General features: G+C 51.2%; 24 protein-coding genes. 18 read left to right on the top strand and 6 right to left on the bottom strand.

The window, feature by feature from the left end; translation table 11 throughout:
• Positions 1 to 44 precede the first annotated feature (44 nt).
• From ACJJJA_RS07575 to ACJJJA_RS07525, 11 genes are all read left to right on the top strand, one after another.
• Complete coding sequence (locus ACJJJA_RS07575) at positions 45 to 314, top strand: hypothetical protein (protein ID WP_444904193.1); 270 nt, start codon at positions 45 to 47, stop codon at positions 312 to 314.
• A 72-nt stretch (positions 315 to 386) separates the two neighbouring features.
• A complete protein-coding gene (locus ACJJJA_RS07570; RefSeq protein WP_444904192.1) occupies positions 387 to 608 on the top strand; it encodes a hypothetical protein in 222 nt (73 codons plus the stop codon).
• On the top strand, positions 595 to 1,041 hold the full coding sequence (locus tag ACJJJA_RS07565; protein WP_444904191.1) for a hypothetical protein: 447 nt from the start codon (positions 595 to 597) through the stop codon (positions 1,039 to 1,041). Before ACJJJA_RS07570 ends, ACJJJA_RS07565 begins: the two co-directional genes overlap by 14 nt.
• Before the next feature lie 2 nt (positions 1,042 to 1,043).
• Positions 1,044 to 1,274, top strand: a complete 231-nt coding sequence (locus ACJJJA_RS07560) for a hypothetical protein (RefSeq protein WP_444904190.1) — start codon at positions 1,044 to 1,046, stop codon at positions 1,272 to 1,274.
• On the top strand, positions 1,271 to 2,185 hold the full coding sequence (locus ACJJJA_RS07555; RefSeq protein ID WP_444904189.1) for a hypothetical protein: 915 nt from the start codon (positions 1,271 to 1,273) through the stop codon (positions 2,183 to 2,185). The genes ACJJJA_RS07560 and ACJJJA_RS07555 overlap by 4 nt, the downstream gene beginning before the upstream one ends.
• 13 nt (positions 2,186 to 2,198) lie before the next feature.
• Positions 2,199 to 2,444, top strand: coding sequence for a DUF4224 domain-containing protein (locus tag ACJJJA_RS07550; protein WP_444904188.1), 246 nt, complete (start codon positions 2,199 to 2,201; stop codon positions 2,442 to 2,444).
• A 23-nt stretch (positions 2,445 to 2,467) separates the two neighbouring features.
• Positions 2,468 to 3,454, top strand: coding sequence for a tyrosine-type recombinase/integrase (locus ACJJJA_RS07545; protein WP_444904187.1), 987 nt, complete (start codon positions 2,468 to 2,470; stop codon positions 3,452 to 3,454).
• Positions 3,455 to 3,494: 40 nt separating this feature from the next.
• Complete coding sequence (mutS, locus tag ACJJJA_RS07540) at positions 3,495 to 6,089, top strand: DNA mismatch repair protein MutS (RefSeq protein WP_444905234.1); 2,595 nt, start codon at positions 3,495 to 3,497, stop codon at positions 6,087 to 6,089.
• A 137-nt stretch (positions 6,090 to 6,226) separates the two neighbouring features.
• Positions 6,227 to 6,550, top strand: coding sequence for a ferredoxin FdxA (fdxA, locus tag ACJJJA_RS07535; protein WP_252085117.1), 324 nt, complete (start codon positions 6,227 to 6,229; stop codon positions 6,548 to 6,550).
• A 66-nt stretch (positions 6,551 to 6,616) separates the two neighbouring features.
• On the top strand, positions 6,617 to 7,285 hold the full coding sequence (locus ACJJJA_RS07530; RefSeq protein WP_444904186.1) for a polysaccharide deacetylase family protein: 669 nt from the start codon (positions 6,617 to 6,619) through the stop codon (positions 7,283 to 7,285).
• Between the two features lie 90 nt (positions 7,286 to 7,375).
• Positions 7,376 to 7,543, top strand: a complete 168-nt coding sequence (locus ACJJJA_RS07525; RefSeq protein ID WP_252085115.1) for a DUF1328 domain-containing protein — start codon at positions 7,376 to 7,378, stop codon at positions 7,541 to 7,543.
• Between the two features lie 44 nt (positions 7,544 to 7,587).
• On the opposite strand, the gene ACJJJA_RS07520 is transcribed toward ACJJJA_RS07525, so the two are convergent.
• Positions 7,588 to 8,130 carry a carboxymuconolactone decarboxylase family protein gene (locus ACJJJA_RS07520; protein WP_252085114.1) on the bottom strand — a complete coding sequence of 181 codons (543 nt, stop codon included), beginning with the start codon at positions 8,128 to 8,130 and terminating at the stop codon, positions 7,588 to 7,590.
• 85 nt (positions 8,131 to 8,215) lie between these two features.
• On the opposite strand from ACJJJA_RS07520, the gene dinB reads away from it, so the two are divergent.
• The 5 genes from dinB (at position 8,216) to ACJJJA_RS07495 (ending at position 12,599) form a co-directional block, all read left to right on the top strand.
• Positions 8,216 to 9,295 carry a DNA polymerase IV gene (gene dinB, locus ACJJJA_RS07515; protein WP_252085113.1) on the top strand — a complete coding sequence of 360 codons (1,080 nt, stop codon included), beginning with the start codon at positions 8,216 to 8,218 and terminating at the stop codon, positions 9,293 to 9,295.
• Between the two features lie 445 nt (positions 9,296 to 9,740).
• Positions 9,741 to 10,262, top strand: a complete 522-nt coding sequence (locus ACJJJA_RS07510) for an RNA polymerase sigma factor (protein WP_252085112.1) — start codon at positions 9,741 to 9,743, stop codon at positions 10,260 to 10,262.
• 13 nt (positions 10,263 to 10,275) lie between these two features.
• Complete coding sequence (locus ACJJJA_RS07505; RefSeq protein ID WP_444888413.1) at positions 10,276 to 10,725, top strand: hypothetical protein; 450 nt, start codon at positions 10,276 to 10,278, stop codon at positions 10,723 to 10,725.
• Between the two features lie 71 nt (positions 10,726 to 10,796).
• Positions 10,797 to 11,345 carry a hypothetical protein gene (locus tag ACJJJA_RS07500; RefSeq protein WP_444904185.1) on the top strand — a complete coding sequence of 183 codons (549 nt, stop codon included), beginning with the start codon at positions 10,797 to 10,799 and terminating at the stop codon, positions 11,343 to 11,345.
• A 489-nt stretch (positions 11,346 to 11,834) separates the two neighbouring features.
• Complete coding sequence (locus ACJJJA_RS07495; protein ID WP_444904184.1) at positions 11,835 to 12,599, top strand: substrate-binding periplasmic protein; 765 nt, start codon at positions 11,835 to 11,837, stop codon at positions 12,597 to 12,599.
• A gap of 162 nt (positions 12,600 to 12,761) precedes the next feature.
• Here ACJJJA_RS07495 and ACJJJA_RS07490 read toward each other — a convergent pair whose 3' ends face one another.
• The 5 genes from ACJJJA_RS07490 to ACJJJA_RS07470 all read right to left on the bottom strand — a co-directional run bounded on the left by ACJJJA_RS07490 (position 12,762) and on the right by ACJJJA_RS07470 (position 17,379).
• Complete coding sequence (locus ACJJJA_RS07490) at positions 12,762 to 13,538, bottom strand: SDR family NAD(P)-dependent oxidoreductase (protein WP_444904183.1); 777 nt, start codon at positions 13,536 to 13,538, stop codon at positions 12,762 to 12,764.
• 1 nt (position 13,539) lies between these two features.
• On the bottom strand, positions 13,540 to 14,316 hold the full coding sequence (locus tag ACJJJA_RS07485) for an SDR family oxidoreductase (RefSeq protein WP_252085107.1): 777 nt from the start codon (positions 14,314 to 14,316) through the stop codon (positions 13,540 to 13,542).
• A 69-nt stretch (positions 14,317 to 14,385) separates the two neighbouring features.
• Positions 14,386 to 15,441, bottom strand: coding sequence for a phosphotransferase (locus tag ACJJJA_RS07480; protein ID WP_444888408.1), 1,056 nt, complete (start codon positions 15,439 to 15,441; stop codon positions 14,386 to 14,388).
• A complete protein-coding gene (locus tag ACJJJA_RS07475) occupies positions 15,434 to 16,666 on the bottom strand; it encodes an acyl-CoA dehydrogenase family protein (RefSeq protein WP_444904182.1) in 1,233 nt (410 codons plus the stop codon). Before ACJJJA_RS07475 ends, ACJJJA_RS07480 begins: the two co-directional genes overlap by 8 nt.
• A gap of 35 nt (positions 16,667 to 16,701) precedes the next feature.
• The gene (locus ACJJJA_RS07470) at positions 16,702 to 17,379 is read right to left on the bottom strand and encodes a histidine phosphatase family protein (RefSeq protein WP_444904181.1); all 678 of its coding nucleotides are present in this window, start codon (positions 17,377 to 17,379) and stop codon (positions 16,702 to 16,704) included.
• A gap of 108 nt (positions 17,380 to 17,487) precedes the next feature.
• Between ACJJJA_RS07470 and ACJJJA_RS07465 the strand changes: the two genes are divergently transcribed.
• Positions 17,488 to 18,381, top strand: a complete 894-nt coding sequence (locus ACJJJA_RS07465; protein WP_252085103.1) for a LysR family transcriptional regulator — start codon at positions 17,488 to 17,490, stop codon at positions 18,379 to 18,381.
• Positions 18,382 to 18,593: 212 nt separating this feature from the next.
• Positions 18,594 to 20,630, top strand: coding sequence for an oxidoreductase (locus ACJJJA_RS07460; protein WP_444888404.1), 2,037 nt, complete (start codon positions 18,594 to 18,596; stop codon positions 20,628 to 20,630).
• Positions 20,631 to 20,745 lie beyond the last annotated feature (115 nt).

Raw genomic sequence — 20,745 nt, 5'->3', positions numbered from 1 at the left:
AACCGGGCCGCAGGTACTGGGCCCTAATACAGGACCAAGATCCAATGAAACCATACGCCCTATTTTACGGCACTTACACCCTTGAGATGGGTGGCGTAATAGATTTTAAGCAGTCATACCACACAGAAAAAGAAGCCTTTGAAGAGGCAACACAAATTGCCAAAAACGATATTTTCACTAGATGGGTACAGATATTCGACAAGAAAACAGACACCGTAAAGATTTTCAGCGTAGTGGATGGAAAGTTGAAAGAACGGAAAGATAAGACTTGCCCTGCAGGGTTATTCGAAACCGCTCAACCAAAAACCTGCTGAAAATTAAATACTGACCCAAGCCCGCCCAGTGCGGGCTAAGTGGGTAGAAAAGCATAGTGAGAGTATCTAGCAATGAACACCACTGAATTCAACAGCAAATACCCACCTGGCACCTCCGTAATTTATGTTGATGATTTTGGCAAAGAAACACGTACACATACTCGATCAATTGCTTGGGATGTATGCGGCACCCCGGTTGTAAAAATTGAAGACAAAGCTGGTGGAGTTGCGCTTGAAAGAATAAAAATCCAAGCGCGACAATTAGCAGAGGGAAGCTCCAGTGGCCAAGCGTAAACCCCGCAAACCCATGAGCAAGCAGGCCCAACACGCCCGCCTGGTAAACCGCTGGCTGCCCGGCTTGGTCCTCACCGCCCGCAGCAGCACCGGCCTAGATACGGATGGCGACCCCATCCTAGCTATTAGCCATCGACGCCAAGGCGGCGCCGTTGGTGATATAGCCCGAGCCAAGCTGCAGCACGAAATCCTCAGCTGGCAACACCACTGGCAGGTGACGGTATTTGTCGAGTGCGAAACCCCAGAGGGCGATTTCTATAAAGACTCCACCGAGTTCGAGTCCTACGGCGTTCGCCTGAATGACCTGGCCGAATTAGTGCGCCCGGAACTGGACACCATTAAAAACAAAGCCAATCCCAACCACTACAAAGACCACGGATGGCAGGCAGAGATTCTGCCCAATCGTAAACAGGAAAAAGGGAGAGCAGCTTAAAGATGAATATTAAACGCTTAAACCTCCCTAAAGATGCAAAGCCATGGCGAGAAAAATCTTGCTGCCGAATCATCCGCACTGAAGGGAAGCACAAGTTTAAACATCGCAATATCCGCTGTGGCCGTATGGCTCGATTCAAAGTGAACGGAATCGCGCTTTGCACACAACATGCAGGCGAAGCATCACTTTATTACTTGTTGAACAACCAACAAGATAAAGGGTATGCAGCATGAAACTATGGCAATCCCTCACCGGCATCGCCGCCCTAATCTTCTGCGGCACCAGCTTGGCCTTTACCGTGCAGCTATGGGTATCCATGCCCACAGGTTTAGGCGGGCAGCTGGTGGCTGGTGCCACTGCGGTGGCCCTGGAACTGTGCAAATTCAGCTTCGCCCCGCTGGGCCTCTGGTTATGCAGCCAAGGGCAAAAGAGCGGCTATGCCTTGCTTTGTCTCTGGCCCCTGCTGGTAGTGATCAGCATTGTCGCCACCGTTGGATTCCTAGCCACCCACAGCGAAGAGCAGCAACAACGCAGCGCCCGCAACAGCCAGGAATACCGAGCGTTGCAACAGCAGCTCAACAGCCTGCAACAACAGATAAACACCCTAAACGGCTTGATCAACACCGATGCCAATAACGGCTACCGCCAGCGCGCCCTTAATACCGCAGCGCAGTTATTCACACTGGAGACTGAGCGCACCCAGCTGATAGAGAAGTTATCCACCATCGGCCAAACCGCCAACACACACAGCGCCTTTAACAGTCTCGCCAACACCCTAAACACAGACCCCGCGCGGCTTCAGCATATCGGCTACCTCGCCCTGGCGATCATCACCGACATAGTGGGACTGGTCGCGTTACTCGCGTTTAACGCCGCTGCAACGGTTGGTAAACGTGTTTTACAACCGTTTCAGCAGCCCGAAACAGCTGAACAACAGCCAGAACACACCAGCCACCTGAGCGAAGAACAGCAGCTACTAGCCCAGCGCATCCGCACCGGTGAATTCGGCAACCGCCCAGTGTTGCGCAACATCAGCAACAGCATCACCGGCGGATACAGAACCGTTAAACCCGTTTTCGACGCCCTGCAACAGACAGGCGCACTTGAGCGGAAAGGCCAGGGCTTTGCCTTGGCTCAAAACTAAGTAAGGAGAACCCATGAAAAAAGAGGCCGCGAGACTAAAAAACGGTTTTCCACCCAGCGAGGCAAAGCAGTTACCATGGCTCACCGACGCTCAGCTTGAAGAACTGACTAAAAAGAAACGTGCAAAGAGCCAAGCTGAAGAACTCAAGAAAGCTGAAATTCCATTCAGGATGATTGGGGGCCGCCCTGTTGTTCTTATTCAGAGTCTAGCCCCTATGAATCAATCAGATTTCCCGCGCCCAACGGTTAAAAGGTTATGAGAAAGGATAGTCAGGGACGACCCTTGCCCCCTCGAATGCACCAAAAGCATGGTCGCTACTATTACGTCCAAAAAAATAAATGGCGACCTTTAGCCAAGGAGTACCATAAGTCTTTGGCCATGGTTGCCGCCATTGAGGCACCAACACCACAATGGAGTGAGTTGGTTAGCCAAGTGTACGAACGATATGAACGCAGGCATGCAGACGGGAAGCTAGCACTCAACACACTCAAGCAATACCAGAGCATGCGTCCTCGCATTGAGTATGGATTTTCAGACTTCACGCCCGACATTGTCCGCACCAGTGATATAACTCAGTTCCTCGATCTATATGAAGATACACCCAATATTGCCAACCGAATGCTAACGGTGGTCAAGGCAATTTTTGAGCGAGCTGTTCGGCAAGGTATTGCCGACATCAACCCGGCCTTTGGTATCAAACGATTTGAAGAGAAGAAGCGAGACCGCTATCTCACTGATGGTGAATTTAGGGCTATTCGCTCGAAGGCCAACCCAACCATCAAGTTGGTGATGGACATGTGCTACCTGACAGCGCAGCGCATATCAGATGTACTGGCAATCCAACACAGCGACATCAGTAAAGATGGCATTAAGTTCCAGCAAGAGAAGACCGGGAAAAGATTACTAGTGCAGATGGAGCCTGAGCTAGAACGGATAATTACTGAGGCCAAGCAGCTGCATAAAGTGATGTGCCTCTTCCTTTTTCACCCTAGAGGCAAGAACACCCGATACAGCTATCGAGGTATTAGAGATGCCTACGAGAGAGCCCGCGTTAAAGCCGGGGTCGAGGATACAACCATTCATGATATCCGGGCTAAATCACTGACAGATGCAAAGCGTTCCGGCATCGACGCCCAGGTCCTAGCGGGACACGTAAGTCCAGCTATGACAGAGCGCTACATTCGTTTGCGCGAAACTGATAATGTAGCCGGCCCCAGCCTTAGACAGCTTTTAGACAAAAGGCAGAAAAGTGACAAAAACTGTAGATAAATCAAAGACTTCCGCACTTACTCCTATGATGCAGCAATACATGCGCATCAAGGCCCAGCATCCCCAAGAGCTGGTGTTCTATCGTATGGGGGACTTTTACGAGCTGTTCTTTGATGATGCCAAGAAGGCAGCTGAGCTGTTGGATGTCACTCTTACTGCGCGTGGCAAGTCGGGGGGTGAGCCTATACCCATGGCCGGCATTCCCTACCATGCAGCTGAGGGCTACTTGGCGCGGCTGATTAAAGCTGGTGTTTCCGTTGCCATCTGCGAACAAATCGGTGATCCCGCCACTAGCAAAGGGCCGGTTGAGCGCCAGGTAGTACGTATTGTTACTCCGGGCACGGTCACGGACGAGGCACTTCTCAACGATCGCCGCGATAACCTCCTGGCTGCTATTTCGCACTTGGGCGATGCATTTGGCCTGGCACTGCTGGACCTGGCAACTGGTCGTTTTGTGGTTCAGGAAACAGATTCTCTGGAAGCCCTGGCCGAGCAGGTTCAGCGCCATAACCCGGCTGAACTGCTTGCGCCGGAAGACCTTAGCCTACCGGCTGAGATCGAGCGCCGCGCGGGCGTGCGCCGCCGGGCACCTTGGGAGTTCGAGCTGGAGAGCGCTTTGCGCCTGCTCAATCAACAATTTGGCACCATGAACCTGGAAGCCTTTGGTTGCAGTCATATGCACGGCGCCATAGTGGCCGCCGGCTGCCTGCTGCAATATGCACGGGATACCCAGCGCACCGAGCTGCCACACATTCGCGGCCTGCACACCGAAAGCGGCGATGAAACCGTGGCCCTGGATGGCGCCAGCCGTCGCAATCTGGAAATCGATCTGAACCTGAATGGCGGCGATGATAATACCCTGCTGTCGGTTCTCGACAGCTGTAAAACCGCCATGGGTAGTCGCCTGCTGCGCCGCTGGCTGAACAACCCGCTGCGCCAGCTCACTACCCTGCGCAACCGCCAGGATGCCATTGCTGCATTGATTGAAGAGTATGGTTTCGAGCCCCTGCGCGACGCCCTCAAACCCGTGGGTGATATGGAGCGCATTCTGGGCCGCCTGGCACTGCGTTCCGCACGCCCCCGCGACCTGGCAAGGCTGGGTCAGTCTCTGGCACAGTTCCCCGAAATCCAACATCAGCTAAATGAATCAAATGCCACTCTAATAAAAGAGTTATGCGGTCAGATCGGTGAATGGCCTGAAACCGTTGAGTTGCTGCAAAAAGCGATTATTGAAAATCCGCCTGTCGTGATACGTGATGGCGGCGTAATCGCCACCGGCTACGATGAAGAGCTGGATGAGCTGCGCGCTATCAGTGAGAACGCAGGGGATTACCTGGTACAGCTGGAACTGCGTGAAAAAGAGCGCACCGGTATCCCCACATTGAAGGTGGGTTACAACCGGGTCCACGGCTACTTTATTGAAATCAGCCGTGGACAGAGTGACAAGGCACCGGCGGAATATATCCGCCGCCAAACCCTGAAGAATGCCGAACGCTTTATTACTCCCGAATTAAAAGAGTTCGAAGACAAGGCACTTTCAGCCAAAAGCCGCGCCCTGGCGCGAGAGAAGGCCCTCTATGAGGCGCTAATTAATCAACTGAATGAGTCTCTGGCTGAGCTGCAAGCCGCTGCGGCTGGTATTTCTGAATTGGATGTTCTGGCCTGCTTGGCTGAACGTGCCGACAACCTGCGCCTGTGCCGCCCTGAGCTGGGCACCGATCCTGGCCTGCATATCACCGGTGGACGTCACCCGGTGGTGGAACAGGTATTGGACGAACCCTTTGTCGCTAACGATATCGAGCTGCGCGACGATCGCCGTATGCTGGTCATTACCGGCCCGAACATGGGTGGTAAATCTACCTATATGCGCCAGACTGCGCTGATTGCCCTGCTGGCGCACTGCGGCAGCTATGTCCCAGCAGACAGCGCCCAGATCGGTCTGCTGGATCGCATCTTTACCCGTATCGGCAGTGCCGATGACCTGGCCGGTGGCCGCTCCACCTTTATGGTGGAAATGACCGAGACCGCGAATATCCTGCGCAATGCCAGTGAACACAGCCTGGTGCTGATGGATGAAATCGGCCGCGGCACCAGTACCTATGATGGTCTTTCCCTGGCCTGGGCCTGCGCTCATTACCTGGCCGGAGAAGTGCGCGCCTTCACCTTATTCGCCACCCATTACTTCGAGCTGACCGATCTACCCAATCAATGTGCCGAAGCAGCCAACATCCACTTGGACGCCACGGAGCACGGTGAGGGCATCGTCTTCCTGCATCGCATTCAGGAGGGACCCGCCTCCAAAAGTTACGGTTTGCAGGTGGCCAAGTTGGCGGGGATTCCTGCCGATGTACTCACAGAGGCCCGTACTCGCTTGGCGGCCTTGGAGGCCGGCGCCCAGTCAGTAGATGTACCCGTAGCGACTCCCAAGTCCACTCAAGCACCTGAGCAGGCAACGGAAACGACTATAGCGCCAGTACTCTCAGCACCAACTCAAGCTGATTCTCCCCAACAGGTCGATCTGTTCGGCAGTCCCAGCCACCCGGCAGTGGATGCGCTGGAGGAGCTGGACCCAGACGATTTGACCCCGCGCGAGGCCCTGGAAGCGCTCTATGCTTTACGCAAGTTATTGAAGTAAAAGGCCGGGCGGCAATTGTCGCCCAGTGCAACTTGTTATAAACAGTGAACTAAATCGACTGAAAAGCCACTACAATTCGCGCCAGTAATTGATAGAATCCGTGCACGAAAGAATCAGTGCACTATTGAGGGACAATCATGACATTCGTAATTGGGGAAAACTGCATTAAGTGCAAATACACCGACTGTGTAGAGGTTTGCCCGGTAGACTGTTTTTACGAAGGCCCTAACTTTCTAGTGATCCATCCCGACGAGTGTATCGACTGCGCCCTGTGCGAGCCGGAGTGCCCCGCCAATGCGATTTTCTCTGAGGACGAAGTGCCCGATGATCAACAGGAATACATCGAGTTGAATGCCGAACTCGCCGAGGTTTGGCCAAATATCACCGAGAAAAAAGACCCGCTACCCGATGCCGAAGAGTGGGATGGCAAGAAAGGCAAGCTCGACCTTCTCGAGCGATAGCAAAGCACAAAAAGCCGTCTCTGACGGCTTTTTTCTTTTCTGGTCCAGATAAAATTGCCGCATTAAATGAGAATAATAATATTTACGGTATCGAGCATTTTCCTATGCCTGTCTCTGGCAGTACTGGCAGAACCCAAAGAGAAAAAACGTATTGCCCTGGCTTTTAGTGGCGGGCCTGTGCCGGGCATAACCGAATCCCTGTTACACCAGCTTGAAGCCCTGCAAATACCCGCAACTTTCTTTCTGGTTGGCAAGGATATGGAGCGTTATCCCAATCAAACACACGCCATAGTGCGTGCCGGCCACCAGGTGGGAAGTCACGGTTACTCTTATGTCGACTTGGCAAATCTACCTTTGAGTAGTGCCAAAGCAGAGATTAAAAAGACCTGTCTGCTTTTACAGCATCATGGCTATCGAGAAAAACCGGCGATCCTGCCCCCTTTTGGACGTATCTCTGAAGAACTTGGCAGCCTTCTGGCTGCACAAAATTTCGAGTTGGCTCAATGGGACCTGGAGCCTCACCTGCATGTGGATATGAGCAGGCCCGAGCTCATCGCCGACTACATAGTTCAGAATGCCAAAGACCGCAGCGTGGTGATGCTGCACCCAATGTATGCGCATGGTGAGGAGGTGACAGCAGCACTGCCTCTCATCCATGCGCAGACCACGAAACAGGGGTTTTACTTTGTTAGCCTGGATAAGGTCACAGACACTGGCGGTGATAGAAATTTGTAATTACCGACTCCATTCACTACCAATTAAGAGGTTGGGAGTCTGCCCCCAAAGTTTTGCAACCGGTTCCCTCTATCTTAACTGGAGACCACCATGCTACGTTGGGCCATTATTTTCCTGGTTATTGCACTGATAGCCGCATTTTTCGGTTTCAGTGGTATCGCCACCACAGCGACAGAAATCGCTAAAATCCTCTTCTTCATCTTTATTGTGCTTTTTGTCCTGACATTGATTTTTGGCAGGGGCCGGCCACCCAAGTAGTACCCTTGCGCTATACAAGATTTAACCCCGGCAATTCACCGGGGTTATTTTTGGTGGGGCGTTCTGGTTGGCACCAGATCCAGCACTTCTGCCAGGTGGTTGAAGCCCAGCACCAGCTCCATAACCCCCAAGGCTTCCAATAACTCATCATCCCCCGCTCCCAGCTTGCGTGCCTCAGCGATCAGGTGCTGCCGGTGATCGTCTGGGGATGTATTGGCGTTGCGAGCTAGGTCAAACAGCGCATGCTCCTTCTCGGAAAAGTGCACATTCTTTGGATCTGTGCGAATACGCATGACTTCATCGGGGGTTACCCCGAGCATTTGCAGGGAGGTACTGTGGTGGTAAATGCCATAATCACAGTGATTATCCGCAGAGACCGCCAAGCCAATAGCCTCCTTCAGCTGGGCGGAAAGACAGCCGTGTAACATCACTGCCTTGAACTTCTGCCAATTAGCTAGCAGCAGTCCTTGGTGGTGGGCATAAATCCTAAACAGGCTGGGAATCCCACCCAGCTCATCCTGAATTTCTGCAAATACCCTGATGGCTTCATCTGAATCAGGGGTCTCCACTAGAGGAATGCTACTCATCGTTCACCTATCCGTTGTCAAACCGGCTCTGTCTAATGGTAGAAATAACTTCCTGGCGCCATAAAACACTGTATATAATCACAGCATGAGAAAGATTATCCACTGCGACTGTGATTGTTTTTACGCTTCGGTCGAAATGCGAGACGATCCCAATCTTCGCGGGCGCCCGCTCGCCGTAGGTGGTAGCAGTGACCGCCGCGGGGTAATCTCCACATGCAATTATGAAGCTCGCAGTTACGGTGTGCGCTCCGCCATGCCAACCGCCCAGGCCAAAAAACTCTGCCCTGACTTGATTGTAGTACCCGGCAACATGGCCAAATACCGTGAAGTCAGCCAGCAGATCCGCGAAATTTTCCTCGATTACTGTGACGATATTGAGCCCCTATCGCTGGATGAGGCTTTTCTAGATGTCAGTAATAGTGGGCGCTGCCACGGTAGCGCTACATTAATGGCGGAGGAGATCCGCCAAAGAGTGAGAGAGACCCTTGGCATTACGATCTCAGCCGGCGTTGCCCCAAACAAGTTCCTGGCCAAGATCGCCAGTGACTGGCGTAAACCCGATGGACTCACGGTAATCACGCCAGAGGAAGTGGATCAATTCGTATTGCGTTTACCGGTGAACAAAATCCATGGTGTGGGCCGAGTAACAGCAGAGAAAATGCACCGCCAAGGAATTCACACCTGTGCCGACCTCAGGCGCTATTCCCAGGTGGAGTTGAGTAAAACCTTTGGGAAGTTTGGGCGCCGTCTCTATGAACTGAGCCGCGGCATCGACGATCGCCCAGTGAGTGGAGATGGCTCTCGCAAGAGTGTCAGTGTGGAGCGCACCTTTAACAAGGATCTCTGTGAGTTTAACGAATGGTTGGAGGAAATGACTCACCTGTATACGCGACTGCTGGAACGCCTGGAAAAACTCGGCGATCGTTATGAGGTAAATGGTGCCACCGTAAAGGTAAAATATGCTGACTTTTCCCAGAGTACTCATGAACGCAATAGTCGCGCAGGTCGAATTTCTGAATTTCGCCAGTTACTGCAGGAATGCTGGGATAAACGATCGACTCCCATTCGCCTGCTTGGCGTAGGTCTGAGGCTAACAGATCTGCGCGCCGAACACGGTCCCTTACAACTGCCTCTACCACTGCCGGATTTGCCGACACATCACTAACCGGGAGACTTCTCAAGCAAATTATTTTTTATAAATAGTTTGCCCTGCCCCCGCAGAACCGGTCGGATTTTTTCTGTCATATTTTCAAACAAAGCGAACATCGACAATTTTAAAGAAAACACTCTTTATTAAGAGAATTTTTGAGTCAAAAAAATTCATTGCGCGCCAATTACCCCTCAGAAAAAGGTTTAAAGCGCCAAACGACCGTTCATCAAGTTATGGCGTTACCCGTTACCCTCTGTAAGCCCTGGCTAAGCAGGGGCATCTATACTTCGCAGGCCAAGAGAACTTGGGCGGATCTAAAAGCAATAGGCACCCAAAGTTGTTCACTTGGATAAAAAATTTAATGTCTAAACCGACTACAATTTTTATGATCAACGACGCATAAATCCAGACCTAAGCCACCTCTGGCTTTCGGGTTCACTGCGTACGGAGGCACAACACTTTGTCTCGCAAAGCGTTCCAACAATTTTCTGATGAAAAACTGCTCGAGCATTACCGGGAGAAACGCAGTCTTGCTGTATTTGAGCCACTGTATAACCGCCACAAAGACGCTCTCTATCGCTACTGCGTACAAATGGCACCCTCTTCAACCACACAGTTGCTACAGGCCCTGTGGGAAAATATCTTACAGAACCCTCCGCAACTTCATGGCCGGCTATTTAGAAACTGGCTGTTTATTCAAGTCAACAAAGCTCTGCGGGAACACGTAGACAGCACTACACAATCTGAGGCATTAACCAGTGAGAGTAAGGTTGTCGCAGCTATTCAAAAACTCCCCAAGCTTCAGCGCAACGTATTGCTACTGCATATGGAGTGCAAACTCTCCCTGGCCTCAGTAGCGGATATAGAGCGTATTTCACTGAAAAAATGTCGAGAGTATTACCAGTTGGCTCGACAACAAATTGAAACCCTGATCTACGGATCTCAAGCAAAACCCTGGCAAGTGGAGGCCATAAAAGAGTGATTGAGGTAGAAGCATGAGTAACTGGGAGCACCAATACCGCGAAGAGGCGTCAGCTTTTACCTCACCGCAACAGTTAGACAGTGGAATCTTATTACAGGCAAAAGGCTATCAACCGAAAAAGGATATAGGCCGAATCTTATCCGGAGCCTCCCTGAGTTGTGCTTTGGTGACCGCTTTTTTAATGTTGGTACATCCGGCACAGCACCTTGGTGCCCGAACCCCCGCTATGACTCAGAATCATGAGATTCAACTAACCACTCAGGAAATTGCCCAGTGGCAACCTCCTCGGCCAGAACCTGAAGTAAAGGAAGACCCATGGCGAACATTACGCAGCCAGGTTAGTGCCGAAAACTATGTTGCTCTTTGCCAAGAATGGCGCCAACAACAAAATAATATTGCGGAACCGGTCTTACCCCGAGAACTGCGTAAGGCAGCGCAGAAACGCTGTCGGATTCTGCCATAGAAACAGTAGCTCTCTTACCAGTGTGCTACGCCTATTTCTACACTTAAGCATCAGTGTCGTTGCAGTGCAAAATGACACTTATAAACAATAAAGTTACAAAGGGTGAGCTGGCCGTGGTGGGCATCTATGGCGCGGGTGGCTCCAATGCCGGTGATAACCAAGCTTTGAGAGCTTGGGTTACCGAAATGGGTGGGGCCATGTTCGGTCCAACTGAAAAAAGTAAAGCCCGGGATTTTCTAGTGGGGGCATCTCTACAGCAGAAGCACTTATTACTGCTTGGCTACAGCCGTGGGGGAACCACGGCCATCAACCTGGCCAATTTACTCGGTCGCAAAGGCATATCCCTAAACCACCTGATAATCTTCGATGCACATAGTGTCTTCGATAATAGAATTTTTTATCTCAGATATGACAATGTTCAGCAAGCTACCAATTTTCTGCAGAGAAACCCCAGAAGCGCTGGTCGATATGGCTGGTGGGGAACAAATCCCTACTGGGGAAGCCCACTAGTCTCTAACTTTATAAAAGTTCAAGAAATTGACTTTACCGGTGCATTCTTTAGAAGAGGGATGCCGGTTTCCCATTTAAACATCGTCCGTCAATCTCTTGCTTCGCTCTGACTTCTTAAACTCAAAGACAGCGATAAAAAGTAGCAACAAAAATTCTTCATCCTTAAAACCCCAGACAGAGCAGAAGGATAACCTACTCATAAACCCCAGCAGTTTTCCTCAGCATAAGTAATCACTTAATTTCAACCATCTACTCCCAAACTGGTTTCTTGGCTGCTTCTGGGTTCGTATCAATAGATGGTTTACCCATGATTCACTTAGGGAAACAATTAATGCATCGCTGAGTAATCTCTAATCTTCTTACAGAGTCTCTCCCAGCGCATTAAAGACTTCCCATATTCTTTTTGGAAATTAATTTTGACTGGGAATATTCCCTTTAGAGCACTATCTTCATTGATAACTTATTACATTGAAGACTCATATTCCTGCACCCATTCAAAAAAAGATAACAACTCTATATCAAACAAAATATTGTCTTTAACCTAATATATCTACATTACCCTATTAACCTCAGATATCCGCTAAGCAAGTGAAATCAATATGCCATCAAAAATATTATCGCATCTTAGCCTACTCCTGATCTGCTTCGCCTTCTCAAGCCACGCCAAAGAATTGAAAATTGCCATATCTCAGGATGCCCCTCCCTATGTCATCAATCAGGCGAAGAGTGGGTTAGAAGTCGATGTCATCACCCAGTCTCTTCCAGATTACACCATCTCATTTATCCAAATGGGCTGGGGGGAGATTCTTGGAGCAATAGAGCGAGGTATGGCAGAGGCCGAAGCGAACGTACACGGAAATAATGGAGACCTCTATTATTCAAATGACTATATAGCTTTTATCAACTACGCAATCAGCCGTAAAAAAGATCAAATTAAAATCAATCAACTAAAGGATCTAGTAGGACACCACGTAATAACCTGGACAGGAGCACACAAGGATCTTGGGCCAGAATTTAGCCAGCTCTTCTCTCCCGGAAAGATAGGTGCAAAGAATTATGTAGAATTAGAAAGCTCTCAAGATCAGGTAAGGGAATTCTGGAGGGAAGACAACTCAATTATAATCATTGATAAAAGTATTTTTTCTTATTTCTCCTCTAAAGATGGCCACTCTATGAATGAGGTCGATATCCATACAATCGTTGTACCTGTTCTGACATTTAAAATGGCATTTAAAAATAAAGCAGACAGAGATGCCTTCAATCACGGTCTCAGACAGCTATGCAATAAAGGAATATACGAAGCTCTTCTAAAGCGGTATAGCGTTGCACCAGAAGCCAACATCTGCAAAAACCTTTCGCAATAAGCTTGCTTTTAGGATTCTCCATCGCGGACTGGTTTTCATCAACCCAAAAAATATCAGGTTGTGGGCTGTTAACACCTACCTGCCTTCTCCCTTGCTCGGCAATAAACCTTCAGGGGTGGCAGTGCAGGTATTAACAACACTTATTTTGATCCACCTCAGCTATCAATAAGCCGATAAACCGCCATCCACAGCCAGTGCCTGGCCGGTAACATAAGTCATCTTCGGAGAGAGGAGCATTAACATAGCCGCTACTACTTCTTCCGGCTCACCAAGACGCTTCATCGGACAACCTTCGGCGAGAAAAGCCTGAACCTCTTCCGGGCTGGCCCCTGGGGCCTCCACAGAAGTCACCATTGGCGTCAGGCAATAGAATGGGCAAATGGCATTCACTCGAATACCGTACTTGGCATTTTCCATTGCTGCAGTTTTGGTCAGTCCAATAACCCCATGCTTGGCGGCCGCATAGGAGGCAATTTTGGGTGCACCCCCCAGCCCTGCCATAGAGGAAACATTGAGAACCACACCGCCACGATCTTTCATTAATGGCAGCTGGTGTTTGAGACCGAAAAATACGCCCTTCAGGTTTACATTGTATTGATGGTCCATCATCGCTTCGTCAGTCTGCTTCAGGGACATCATCGGCGGAGCGATACCGGCATTATTAACCGCCATATTCAGGCCACCGAACTCAGACTCGGCCAGTCGCACCAGAGCAACGCAATCCGCTTCAGAGGAAACATCGCAACGTTGAGCGCGCACCTGGATACCATCACTACCCAGGTCATCAGCGAGTTGCATCAGGCCCTCTTCATTAATATCTCCAAGTACCAAGCGCGCTCCGCGAGATCCCAACTCTTTAGCCAGCAGTTTGCCAAAACCACTGGCGACGCCGGTAATTAGGGCAACCTGGTTGTCGAAATCCAATATTGGATCTTGCATATTAAATTCCCCCACAGGAAGTCATTCCGCCATCCACCACTACGCATTCGCCCGTGGTGTAACTGGAGGCGTTGGAAACTAAGTAGAGTACTGTACCCGCCATCTCCTCAGGCTCGGCGTGACGGTGCATAGGGATATGGCCGATTGCGGTTTTATAAATATCCTCGTGGGTGAAGAGTGCCCCGGCAAACTTGGTTTTGGTCAGCCCAGGCAATAGGGCATTAACACGGATATTAAACTGGGCACACTCCTTGGCAAAGGCTTTGGTCATATTGACTACTGCCGCCTTGGTGATGGAATAGATTCCCTGCCCCACACCAGGCTGCAGGGCATTGACCGAGGCAGTATTCACAATCACACCACCACCCTGCTCACGCATCAACTTGCCCGCTTCCACAGACATAAAGAAATAGCCACGAATATTCACTTCAACCGTTTTTTCAAAAGCCGCGAGGTCGGTATCAAGAATATGACCAAAATAGGGGTTGGTAGCCGCATTGTTAATTAGGATATCCAGCCGCCCAAAGCGTTCGCGGACATCGGAAAACATTTTCTGGATATCTTCCATATTGCCGATATGGCAAGGCACCGCTTCCGCTTTACCGCCGGCATCGACAATCGCATCGGCAACAGCCTGACAGCCTTCAATTTTTCGGCTGGATACCAGCACATGGGCGCCCTGCTCTGCCAAAAGTTTTGCAATTGCCTCACCAATACCCCGGCTAGCACCGGTTACCAGAGCAATTTTTCCGGTGAGATCAAAAAGATTCTTTGCCATTTTTTTATCCTTATCATTTTTCCAAAGCACAATAAAAGCGAAATAAATTGTATCGAGATGACCTTCTAACTAACTCGCCTCACTGGCAATGCTCATTGCCGTTTGTGCCAGTGGCGCTACCAGGGCGCCGAGGCTCGCCGCATTGCGATTAGAGGCGTTGCCATCCTGTGCGCGTTTGGCCACGCCCTGGACTATCGCCGCTAAACGGAAAAAACTAAACGCCAAATAAAAAGGCCAGTGGTCAATGCCCTCAATCCCCATACGCTCACAATACTTGGCCACATAGGCCTGCTCTGAGGGGATACCCAGCGAGGCAATATCCAGCCCCAACAGACCGGACATCTTGTCACCCCCAGCAGGCATACGCATTTGCATACACTGATAGGCAAGATCGGCAAATGGGTGGCCCAACGTAGAAAGCTCCCAATCCAGCAGGGCGATCACTTTGGGTTCTTTAGGGTGGAAAATCATATTGTCGAGGCGGTAATCACCGTGCACTAGAGCTATCCGACCATCGTCTTCTGGGAGCGCACTGCCAAGCCATTCAATCAACTCTTCCATCGCCGCAATAGGCTGTGTCTCGGAAGCCCGGTATTGCCCCGTCCAGCGTTCCAGCTGCCGCTGAAAATAGTTTCCCGGGCGGCCGTAATCGGATAAGCCCATGGCGTCGATGTTGAGACTATGTAATGCGGCGAGCACCCGATTCATTTCATCGTACATAGCACTGCGCGCAGGAGCATCTACCTCAGGAATTGCCGCATTCCAGAAAATCCGCCCCTCACAGTATTCCATCAGGTAAAACATGGAGCCGATCAGATCCCGGTCTTCACATAAATGAAAAACTTTGGGCACCGGTACATCGGTATCTGCCAGTGCAGACATAACACGGTACTCACGATCCACTGCGTGAGCAGATTTCAATAGTTTTCCCGGGGGTTGCCGACGCAATACATAGGTATTTGAAGGCGTTTCCAGCTTAAAGGTGGGATTGGATTGACCGCCGGAAAATTTACTGACTTTCAGTGGCCCGGAAAAACCTTCAACATTTGCGCTGAGGTATTCCTGCAACTTTTCCAGCGGCAAAGCTTCCACTGAGTTACGTGACTCCTTTACGGTTTCAGACATGCTCCTCTCCCTGTGCAGTCTCTGCGGCATAACGGGCAGCCAAGTTGCGCCCCAGCTGCATCATATGTACTTGATCTGGTCCATCGGCTAAACGGATAGTCCGCGCGTAAGCATAGTGGTGGGCCAAGCTATAGTCCTGGCTCAACCCTGCCGCACCGTGAATCTGGATAGCGCGGTCAATCACCTTACAGGCCATTTGCGGTGCAACAATTTTAATCATGGCAATCAGGTCTTTGGCCTCTTTATTGCCAAGTCGATCCATTTGCGCCGCAGCTTTTAAAGTTAGCAAACGTGCCTGCTCAATTTCACAGGCAGATCTGGCAATATCCTCCCGCACTGAGCCCTGCTTGCTCATCGGGCGACCAAACACAATACGATTTTCCGCGCGGCCTGCCATCATTTCCAGGGCGCGCTGGGCCTGGCCAATCAGACGCATACAATGGTGGATTCTGCCCGGTCCCAAACGCCCCTGGGCAATTTCAAAACCACGCCCTTCTCCGAAAATCAGATTAGACGCAGGCACCCGAACATTCTCAAAAATCACTTCCGCATGACCTTCCGGAGCATCGTCGTAGCCAAATACCTGCATGGGCCGAATTATTTTTACCCCAGGGGTATCTGTAGGAACCAGGATTTGCGATTGCTGTCGATGCCGATCCGGATTAGTGGGATCGGTCTTGCCCATCACAATCATGACCTTACAGCGCTTATTCATCAGGCCACTAATATAAAATTTATGACCATTAATCACATATTCATCGTCATCGCGCACGATAGAAGTTTCAATATTCGTAGCATCGGAGGAGGCCACCTTGGGTTCAGTCATGGCGAATGCCGAGCGAATATTGCCCTCCAGCAATGGCCTCAGCCAGGTTTCCCGCTGCGCTTCCGATCCGTACTGGGCCAGCACTTCCATATTGCCGGTATCCGGAGCGCTGCAATTAAAAATTTCTGAGGCAAATAAGACCTTCCCCATCTCCTCCGCCAAAGGCGCATATTCCAAGTTTGTAAGGCCGGCACCATAGCGGGAATCGGGTAAGAATAAATTCCACAGCTCAGCCTCACGGGCTTTTTCTTTTAAAGCCTCCATAATAGGGGGCTCGCCCCAGGGGTCATCCTGCAACTGCTGTATATAGGTACTCTCAGCGGGATACACATATTCCTGCATAAAGTTTTTGAGCCGCTCCAACAGGCCCTGTACCTTTTCTGAATATTCAAACTCCATGTCTTTTCACCTTTAATTGTGTTGTAGGTTTTAATTCAGCTGTAAGTCACGGAAGTGTGGCGCTCATCTCTCTCCAAATGAGGCACGTGATTAAAACTGTTCAAGCTGAGCCCCTGCCCTGCGCTAGAGAAAAAACGGGTAGTACCGGTATTCTGTATCTGCATATTGAGTTTGATCACCGACTCGGGGGGACCGCCCAATACCTGCCGCACCATCATGGCAATAGCCCCACCAGAACTGACCACCAGAGTTTTACTGCCCTTGGGACTATCGCTGATGAAATCCAAAACTTCACGAATACGATTTTCGAATGCCTGCCAACTCTCTGCCGGTGCAATTTCCCCTGCAGACCAGGCGAGCATGCCCTGCATTAGAAAGCGGTAAAAGTCGGCACGGGGTGCATTGGGGCCCGGGGTAGCTGTGGGTTTTTTCTCACTGTAGAGGCGAGCTACTTCAAGGAAGTCGAACTCATTCAATTGGGGAACCACCGTCAAGTGGCCCTCTAAGTCGATGCCAAGGCCTGCACAGATACCCTCGGTAGTTTGCCGATGACGGCGCAGGCTGCCGCAGAAAATCCGGTCAAACTTCTGGCCAGTGCCCCGCCAGTATTCCCCCAGCCAGCGGGATTGCTGCCAGCCGATATCGGAGAGATTGTCGTAATCATCGGCGCCGAAGGACGCCTGTCCATGGCGCACCACGATTGATTCGGCCACAGCGAGTTCCTCTTTTTATGGAACTCCAACCCTAGTCCTCTCGTTTGAATCATCAAAGTTTATTGTGCGAATATATGATCATTCACACTGGTTATGATTGAGGCACAGATGCAGTTGCAAAAAATGGATATGAACCTGTTCTTGGTTCTGGAGGCCATTTATAACTCGGGCAACCTCACCCGAGCCGCTGAGCAGTTGCATATCACCCAGCCGGCAGTGAGTAATGCCCTGGCACGTCTGCGCCGTACCCTGGACGACCCATTATTTATTCGCGGCCCCTCCGGCATGACTCCCACCCCTCTTACGGAGTCCATCATGCCCAGGGTGCAGCAGGCCCTTTCCCTACTGGGCACCAGCCTGAATGAACACCGCCAATTCAACCCCGCCCTGGCACGCAAAACATTGCGACTATCTATGAACGACATGGCAGAAACCCTACTGCTGCCGCCTCTATTAGAGCGCCTGGAAAAAGAAGCGCCGGGTGTAACAGTAGAGTCATTTCACGTTCCCAGGGATCAGCTTGCCAAGGAACTGGCCGCCAATACATTGGATTTCGCCCTGGATGTCCCTCTGGCGACAGCGCCCCAACTGCAACAACAGCGCCTGCACCAGGACCGTTATCTCTGTATGTTGCGCAATGAGCATCCCTTGGCTGGGGAGTCGAGCCTGACACTGGAACAGTATTTACAACTGGAACATATCCATGTTTCCAGTAGGCGCACGGGTCCTGGCCTGGCGGATATAGCACTGAACAAACTTGGGCGGCGACGCACCATCAAACTGCGTGTACAACACTACCGAGTAGCGCCTTTAATCGTATTACGCACAGATTTAGCTCTGACCGTGCCAGCGAGTCTGGCCAGTCAGTATTCGGCACGCCTATTTGAACTTCCGTTCCAAATACCCCTAATGGACTGGCATCTGTTGTGGCACAAAAATCTACAAGAAGATCCCGCCAATCGCTGGCTGCGAGAGCAACTTCTGGCGGTTTTGGCTGTATAAGTGAACAGAGGAAAATCCCTTTAAAAACAAGCATTTCAGCCAAATGAGAATGGGACGCAAATAGCTTAATAAAACGTCAGGAATTGATCACTGAATTCGACCGGAAAGGTCACTGTTTCGCGTCAAAGGCTCTTGTTATCCTGCTGGGCAACGATATGCACTTTTTTGCATATATAAATGAACCCCAAAGGTTACAAGAAGAGAATTTTGCCATGTCCCAAGCCTACCCTAATATGCTTGCCCCCCTGGACCTGGGCTTCACCACCCTGAAAAACCGGGTGCTGATGGGCTCCATGCACACCAACCTGGAAGAACACCCCGGTGGCTTTACCCGTTTGGCGGCATTCTACGCTGAGCGCGCCCGCGGTGGCGTTGGCCTGATTGTAACGGGGGGTATCGCGCCCAACGAAGAGAGTGGCGTATTTAAGGGTGCCTCTAAAATGAACACCCCAGAAGAGGCTCAACAGCATCGGGAAGTGACCGAGGCCGTTCATGCCGAAGGCGGCAAAATCTGCATGCAGATCTTGCACACCGGCCGCTACGCTTACAACGAAAACCTGATTGCTCCCTCCCCCATCCAGGCTCCGATCAACCCTTTCACTCCGCGCGAGCTGACCAGTGAGGAAATCGAAGGCCAGATCGATGATTACGTACGCTGCGCCACCCTGGCCCGCGAAGCCGGCTACGACGGCGTAGAGATCATGGGCTCCGAGGGTTACTTTATTAACCAGTTCATCGTAAAGCGCACCAACAAGCGTACCGATAAGTGGGGCGGCAGCTTCGAGAATCGTATCCGCCTGCCGATCGAAGTCGTTCGCCGTGTGCGCGAGGCTGTTGGCGAAGACTTTATTATTATCTACCGCCTGTCCATGCTGGACCTGGTGGAAGATGGCAGTGACTTCGACGAAGTAGTTGCCCTGGGCCAGGCTATCGAAAAAGCCGGCGCCACGATTATCAATACCGGTATCGGCTGGCACGAAGCGCGCGTTCCCACTATCGCCACCAATGTACCACGCGCCGCATTTACCGATATTACCGCCAAGGTGAAACATCACCTGTCTATCCCGGTAGTTGCCAGTAACCGCATCAATGTGCCGGAAGTGGCCGAAGAAGTGCTGGCCTCCGGGCAGGCCGATATGATCTCCATGGCGCGTCCATTCCTGGCAGATTCCGATTTCGTCAACAAGGCCGCAGAGGGCCGCGCCGATGAAATCAATACCTGTATTGGCTGTAACCAGGCCTGCCTGGATCACACCTTCCAGCTGAAGCTCACCTCCTGCCTGGTCAACCCACGCGCTTGTCATGAGACTGAGTTGAACTACCTGCCTACCGAAAACGTGAAAAAAGTTGCTGTTATCGGTGCCGGCCCCGCTGGTTTGGCTGCCTCCACCGTTGCCGCCGAGCGCGGACACCAGGTAACCCTGTTTGAAGGCAGCGACAAAGTCGGTGGCCAGTTTAATATCGCCAAGCAGATTCCCGGCAAGGCAGAATTCCAGGAAACCCTGCGCTACTTCAAACGCCGCCTGGAAGTGACTGGCGTTGAGGTCAAACTCAACACTATCGCTACCGCAGAAGACCTGCAGTCTTTTGACGAAGTGATAATCGCCACCGGTATCGAGCCGCGCACTCCACCGATCCCCGGTATTGAGAGCGACAAGGTGCTGGGTTATCTGGACGTATTGAAGCATAAGAAACCAGTCGGCGAAAAAGTGGCCATTATCGGCGCGGGCGGTATCGGTTTCGACGTAGCGGAATACCTGACTCACGACGGCCCCCACTCCACCGAAGAGGAAGTGGTTGCCAGCGATAAAGAAGAGTTCTTTAGTGAATGGGGTGTGGATATTGAGCTGGAACAGCGCTCTGGCCTGAAACCCCGCGAAGCGGTAAGCACCCCTCGCCAGGTTTATCTGCTACAACGTAAAACCACCAAAGTGGGTGCGGGCCTGGGTAAAACCACTGGCTGGATTCACCGTGGCAGTCTGCAACACCGCAAGGTTGAGATGATTGCCGGTGCTCTTTACGACAAAATTGACGAGCAGGGATTGCATGTTCGCGTAGGCGATGAAGAGCGATTGCTAGAGGTGGATAACATTATTGTCTGCGCTGGCCAGGAACCTGCTCGCAAACTCTATGAAGCACTGCAGGAGCGCGGAGTGAAGACCCACCTGATCGGTGGTGCCGACGAGGCCGCGGAGCTCGACGCCAAGCGCGCCATTGACCAAGGCTCACGCCTCGCTGCAGAGATCTAAAAAAATTCCCCGGCAATATTCTTGTCGGGGATTTTCTCAGGCAAATCAGAACGGGAAACTCCATTCTTACTACTGGATTTCCCGTTTTTTATGCCTCACAGACACCATCTATTTC

This window comes from Microbulbifer mixtoriginis (SeqCode), assembly GCF_052466865.1.
Note: the sequence above shows the minus strand (reverse complement) of the source record. Positions and strands in the feature narration are given on the sequence as shown.

Excerpts from the sequence above, each read along its gene's own strand:
- ACJJJA_RS07575 (WP_444904193.1), top strand. The coding sequence starts at position 45 with ATGAAACCATACGCCCTATTTTACGGCACTTACACCCTTGAGATGGGT.
- ACJJJA_RS07570 (WP_444904192.1), top strand. The coding sequence starts at position 387 with ATGAACACCACTGAATTCAACAGCAAATACCCACCTGGCACCTCCGTA.
- ACJJJA_RS07560 (WP_444904190.1), top strand. The coding sequence starts at position 1,044 with ATGAATATTAAACGCTTAAACCTCCCTAAAGATGCAAAGCCATGGCGA.
- ACJJJA_RS07555 (WP_444904189.1), top strand. The coding sequence starts at position 1,271 with ATGAAACTATGGCAATCCCTCACCGGCATCGCCGCCCTAATCTTCTGC.
- ACJJJA_RS07550 (WP_444904188.1), top strand. The coding sequence starts at position 2,199 with ATGAAAAAAGAGGCCGCGAGACTAAAAAACGGTTTTCCACCCAGCGAG.
- mutS (WP_444905234.1), top strand. The coding sequence starts at position 3,495 with ATGCGCATCAAGGCCCAGCATCCCCAAGAGCTGGTGTTCTATCGTATG.
- fdxA (WP_252085117.1), top strand. The coding sequence starts at position 6,227 with ATGACATTCGTAATTGGGGAAAACTGCATTAAGTGCAAATACACCGAC.
- ACJJJA_RS07530 (WP_444904186.1), top strand. The coding sequence starts at position 6,617 with ATGAGAATAATAATATTTACGGTATCGAGCATTTTCCTATGCCTGTCT.
- ACJJJA_RS07525 (WP_252085115.1), top strand. The coding sequence starts at position 7,376 with ATGCTACGTTGGGCCATTATTTTCCTGGTTATTGCACTGATAGCCGCA.
- ACJJJA_RS07520 (WP_252085114.1), bottom strand. The coding sequence starts at position 8,130 with ATGAGTAGCATTCCTCTAGTGGAGACCCCTGATTCAGATGAAGCCATC.
- dinB (WP_252085113.1), top strand. The coding sequence starts at position 8,216 with ATGAGAAAGATTATCCACTGCGACTGTGATTGTTTTTACGCTTCGGTC.
- ACJJJA_RS07505 (WP_444888413.1), top strand. The coding sequence starts at position 10,276 with ATGAGTAACTGGGAGCACCAATACCGCGAAGAGGCGTCAGCTTTTACC.
- ACJJJA_RS07500 (WP_444904185.1), top strand. The coding sequence starts at position 10,797 with ATGACACTTATAAACAATAAAGTTACAAAGGGTGAGCTGGCCGTGGTG.
- ACJJJA_RS07495 (WP_444904184.1), top strand. The coding sequence starts at position 11,835 with ATGCCATCAAAAATATTATCGCATCTTAGCCTACTCCTGATCTGCTTC.
- ACJJJA_RS07490 (WP_444904183.1), bottom strand. The coding sequence starts at position 13,538 with ATGCAAGATCCAATATTGGATTTCGACAACCAGGTTGCCCTAATTACC.
- ACJJJA_RS07485 (WP_252085107.1), bottom strand. The coding sequence starts at position 14,316 with ATGGCAAAGAATCTTTTTGATCTCACCGGAAAAATTGCTCTGGTAACC.
- ACJJJA_RS07480 (WP_444888408.1), bottom strand. The coding sequence starts at position 15,441 with ATGTCTGAAACCGTAAAGGAGTCACGTAACTCAGTGGAAGCTTTGCCG.
- ACJJJA_RS07475 (WP_444904182.1), bottom strand. The coding sequence starts at position 16,666 with ATGGAGTTTGAATATTCAGAAAAGGTACAGGGCCTGTTGGAGCGGCTC.
- ACJJJA_RS07465 (WP_252085103.1), top strand. The coding sequence starts at position 17,488 with ATGCAGTTGCAAAAAATGGATATGAACCTGTTCTTGGTTCTGGAGGCC.
- ACJJJA_RS07460 (WP_444888404.1), top strand. The coding sequence starts at position 18,594 with ATGTCCCAAGCCTACCCTAATATGCTTGCCCCCCTGGACCTGGGCTTC.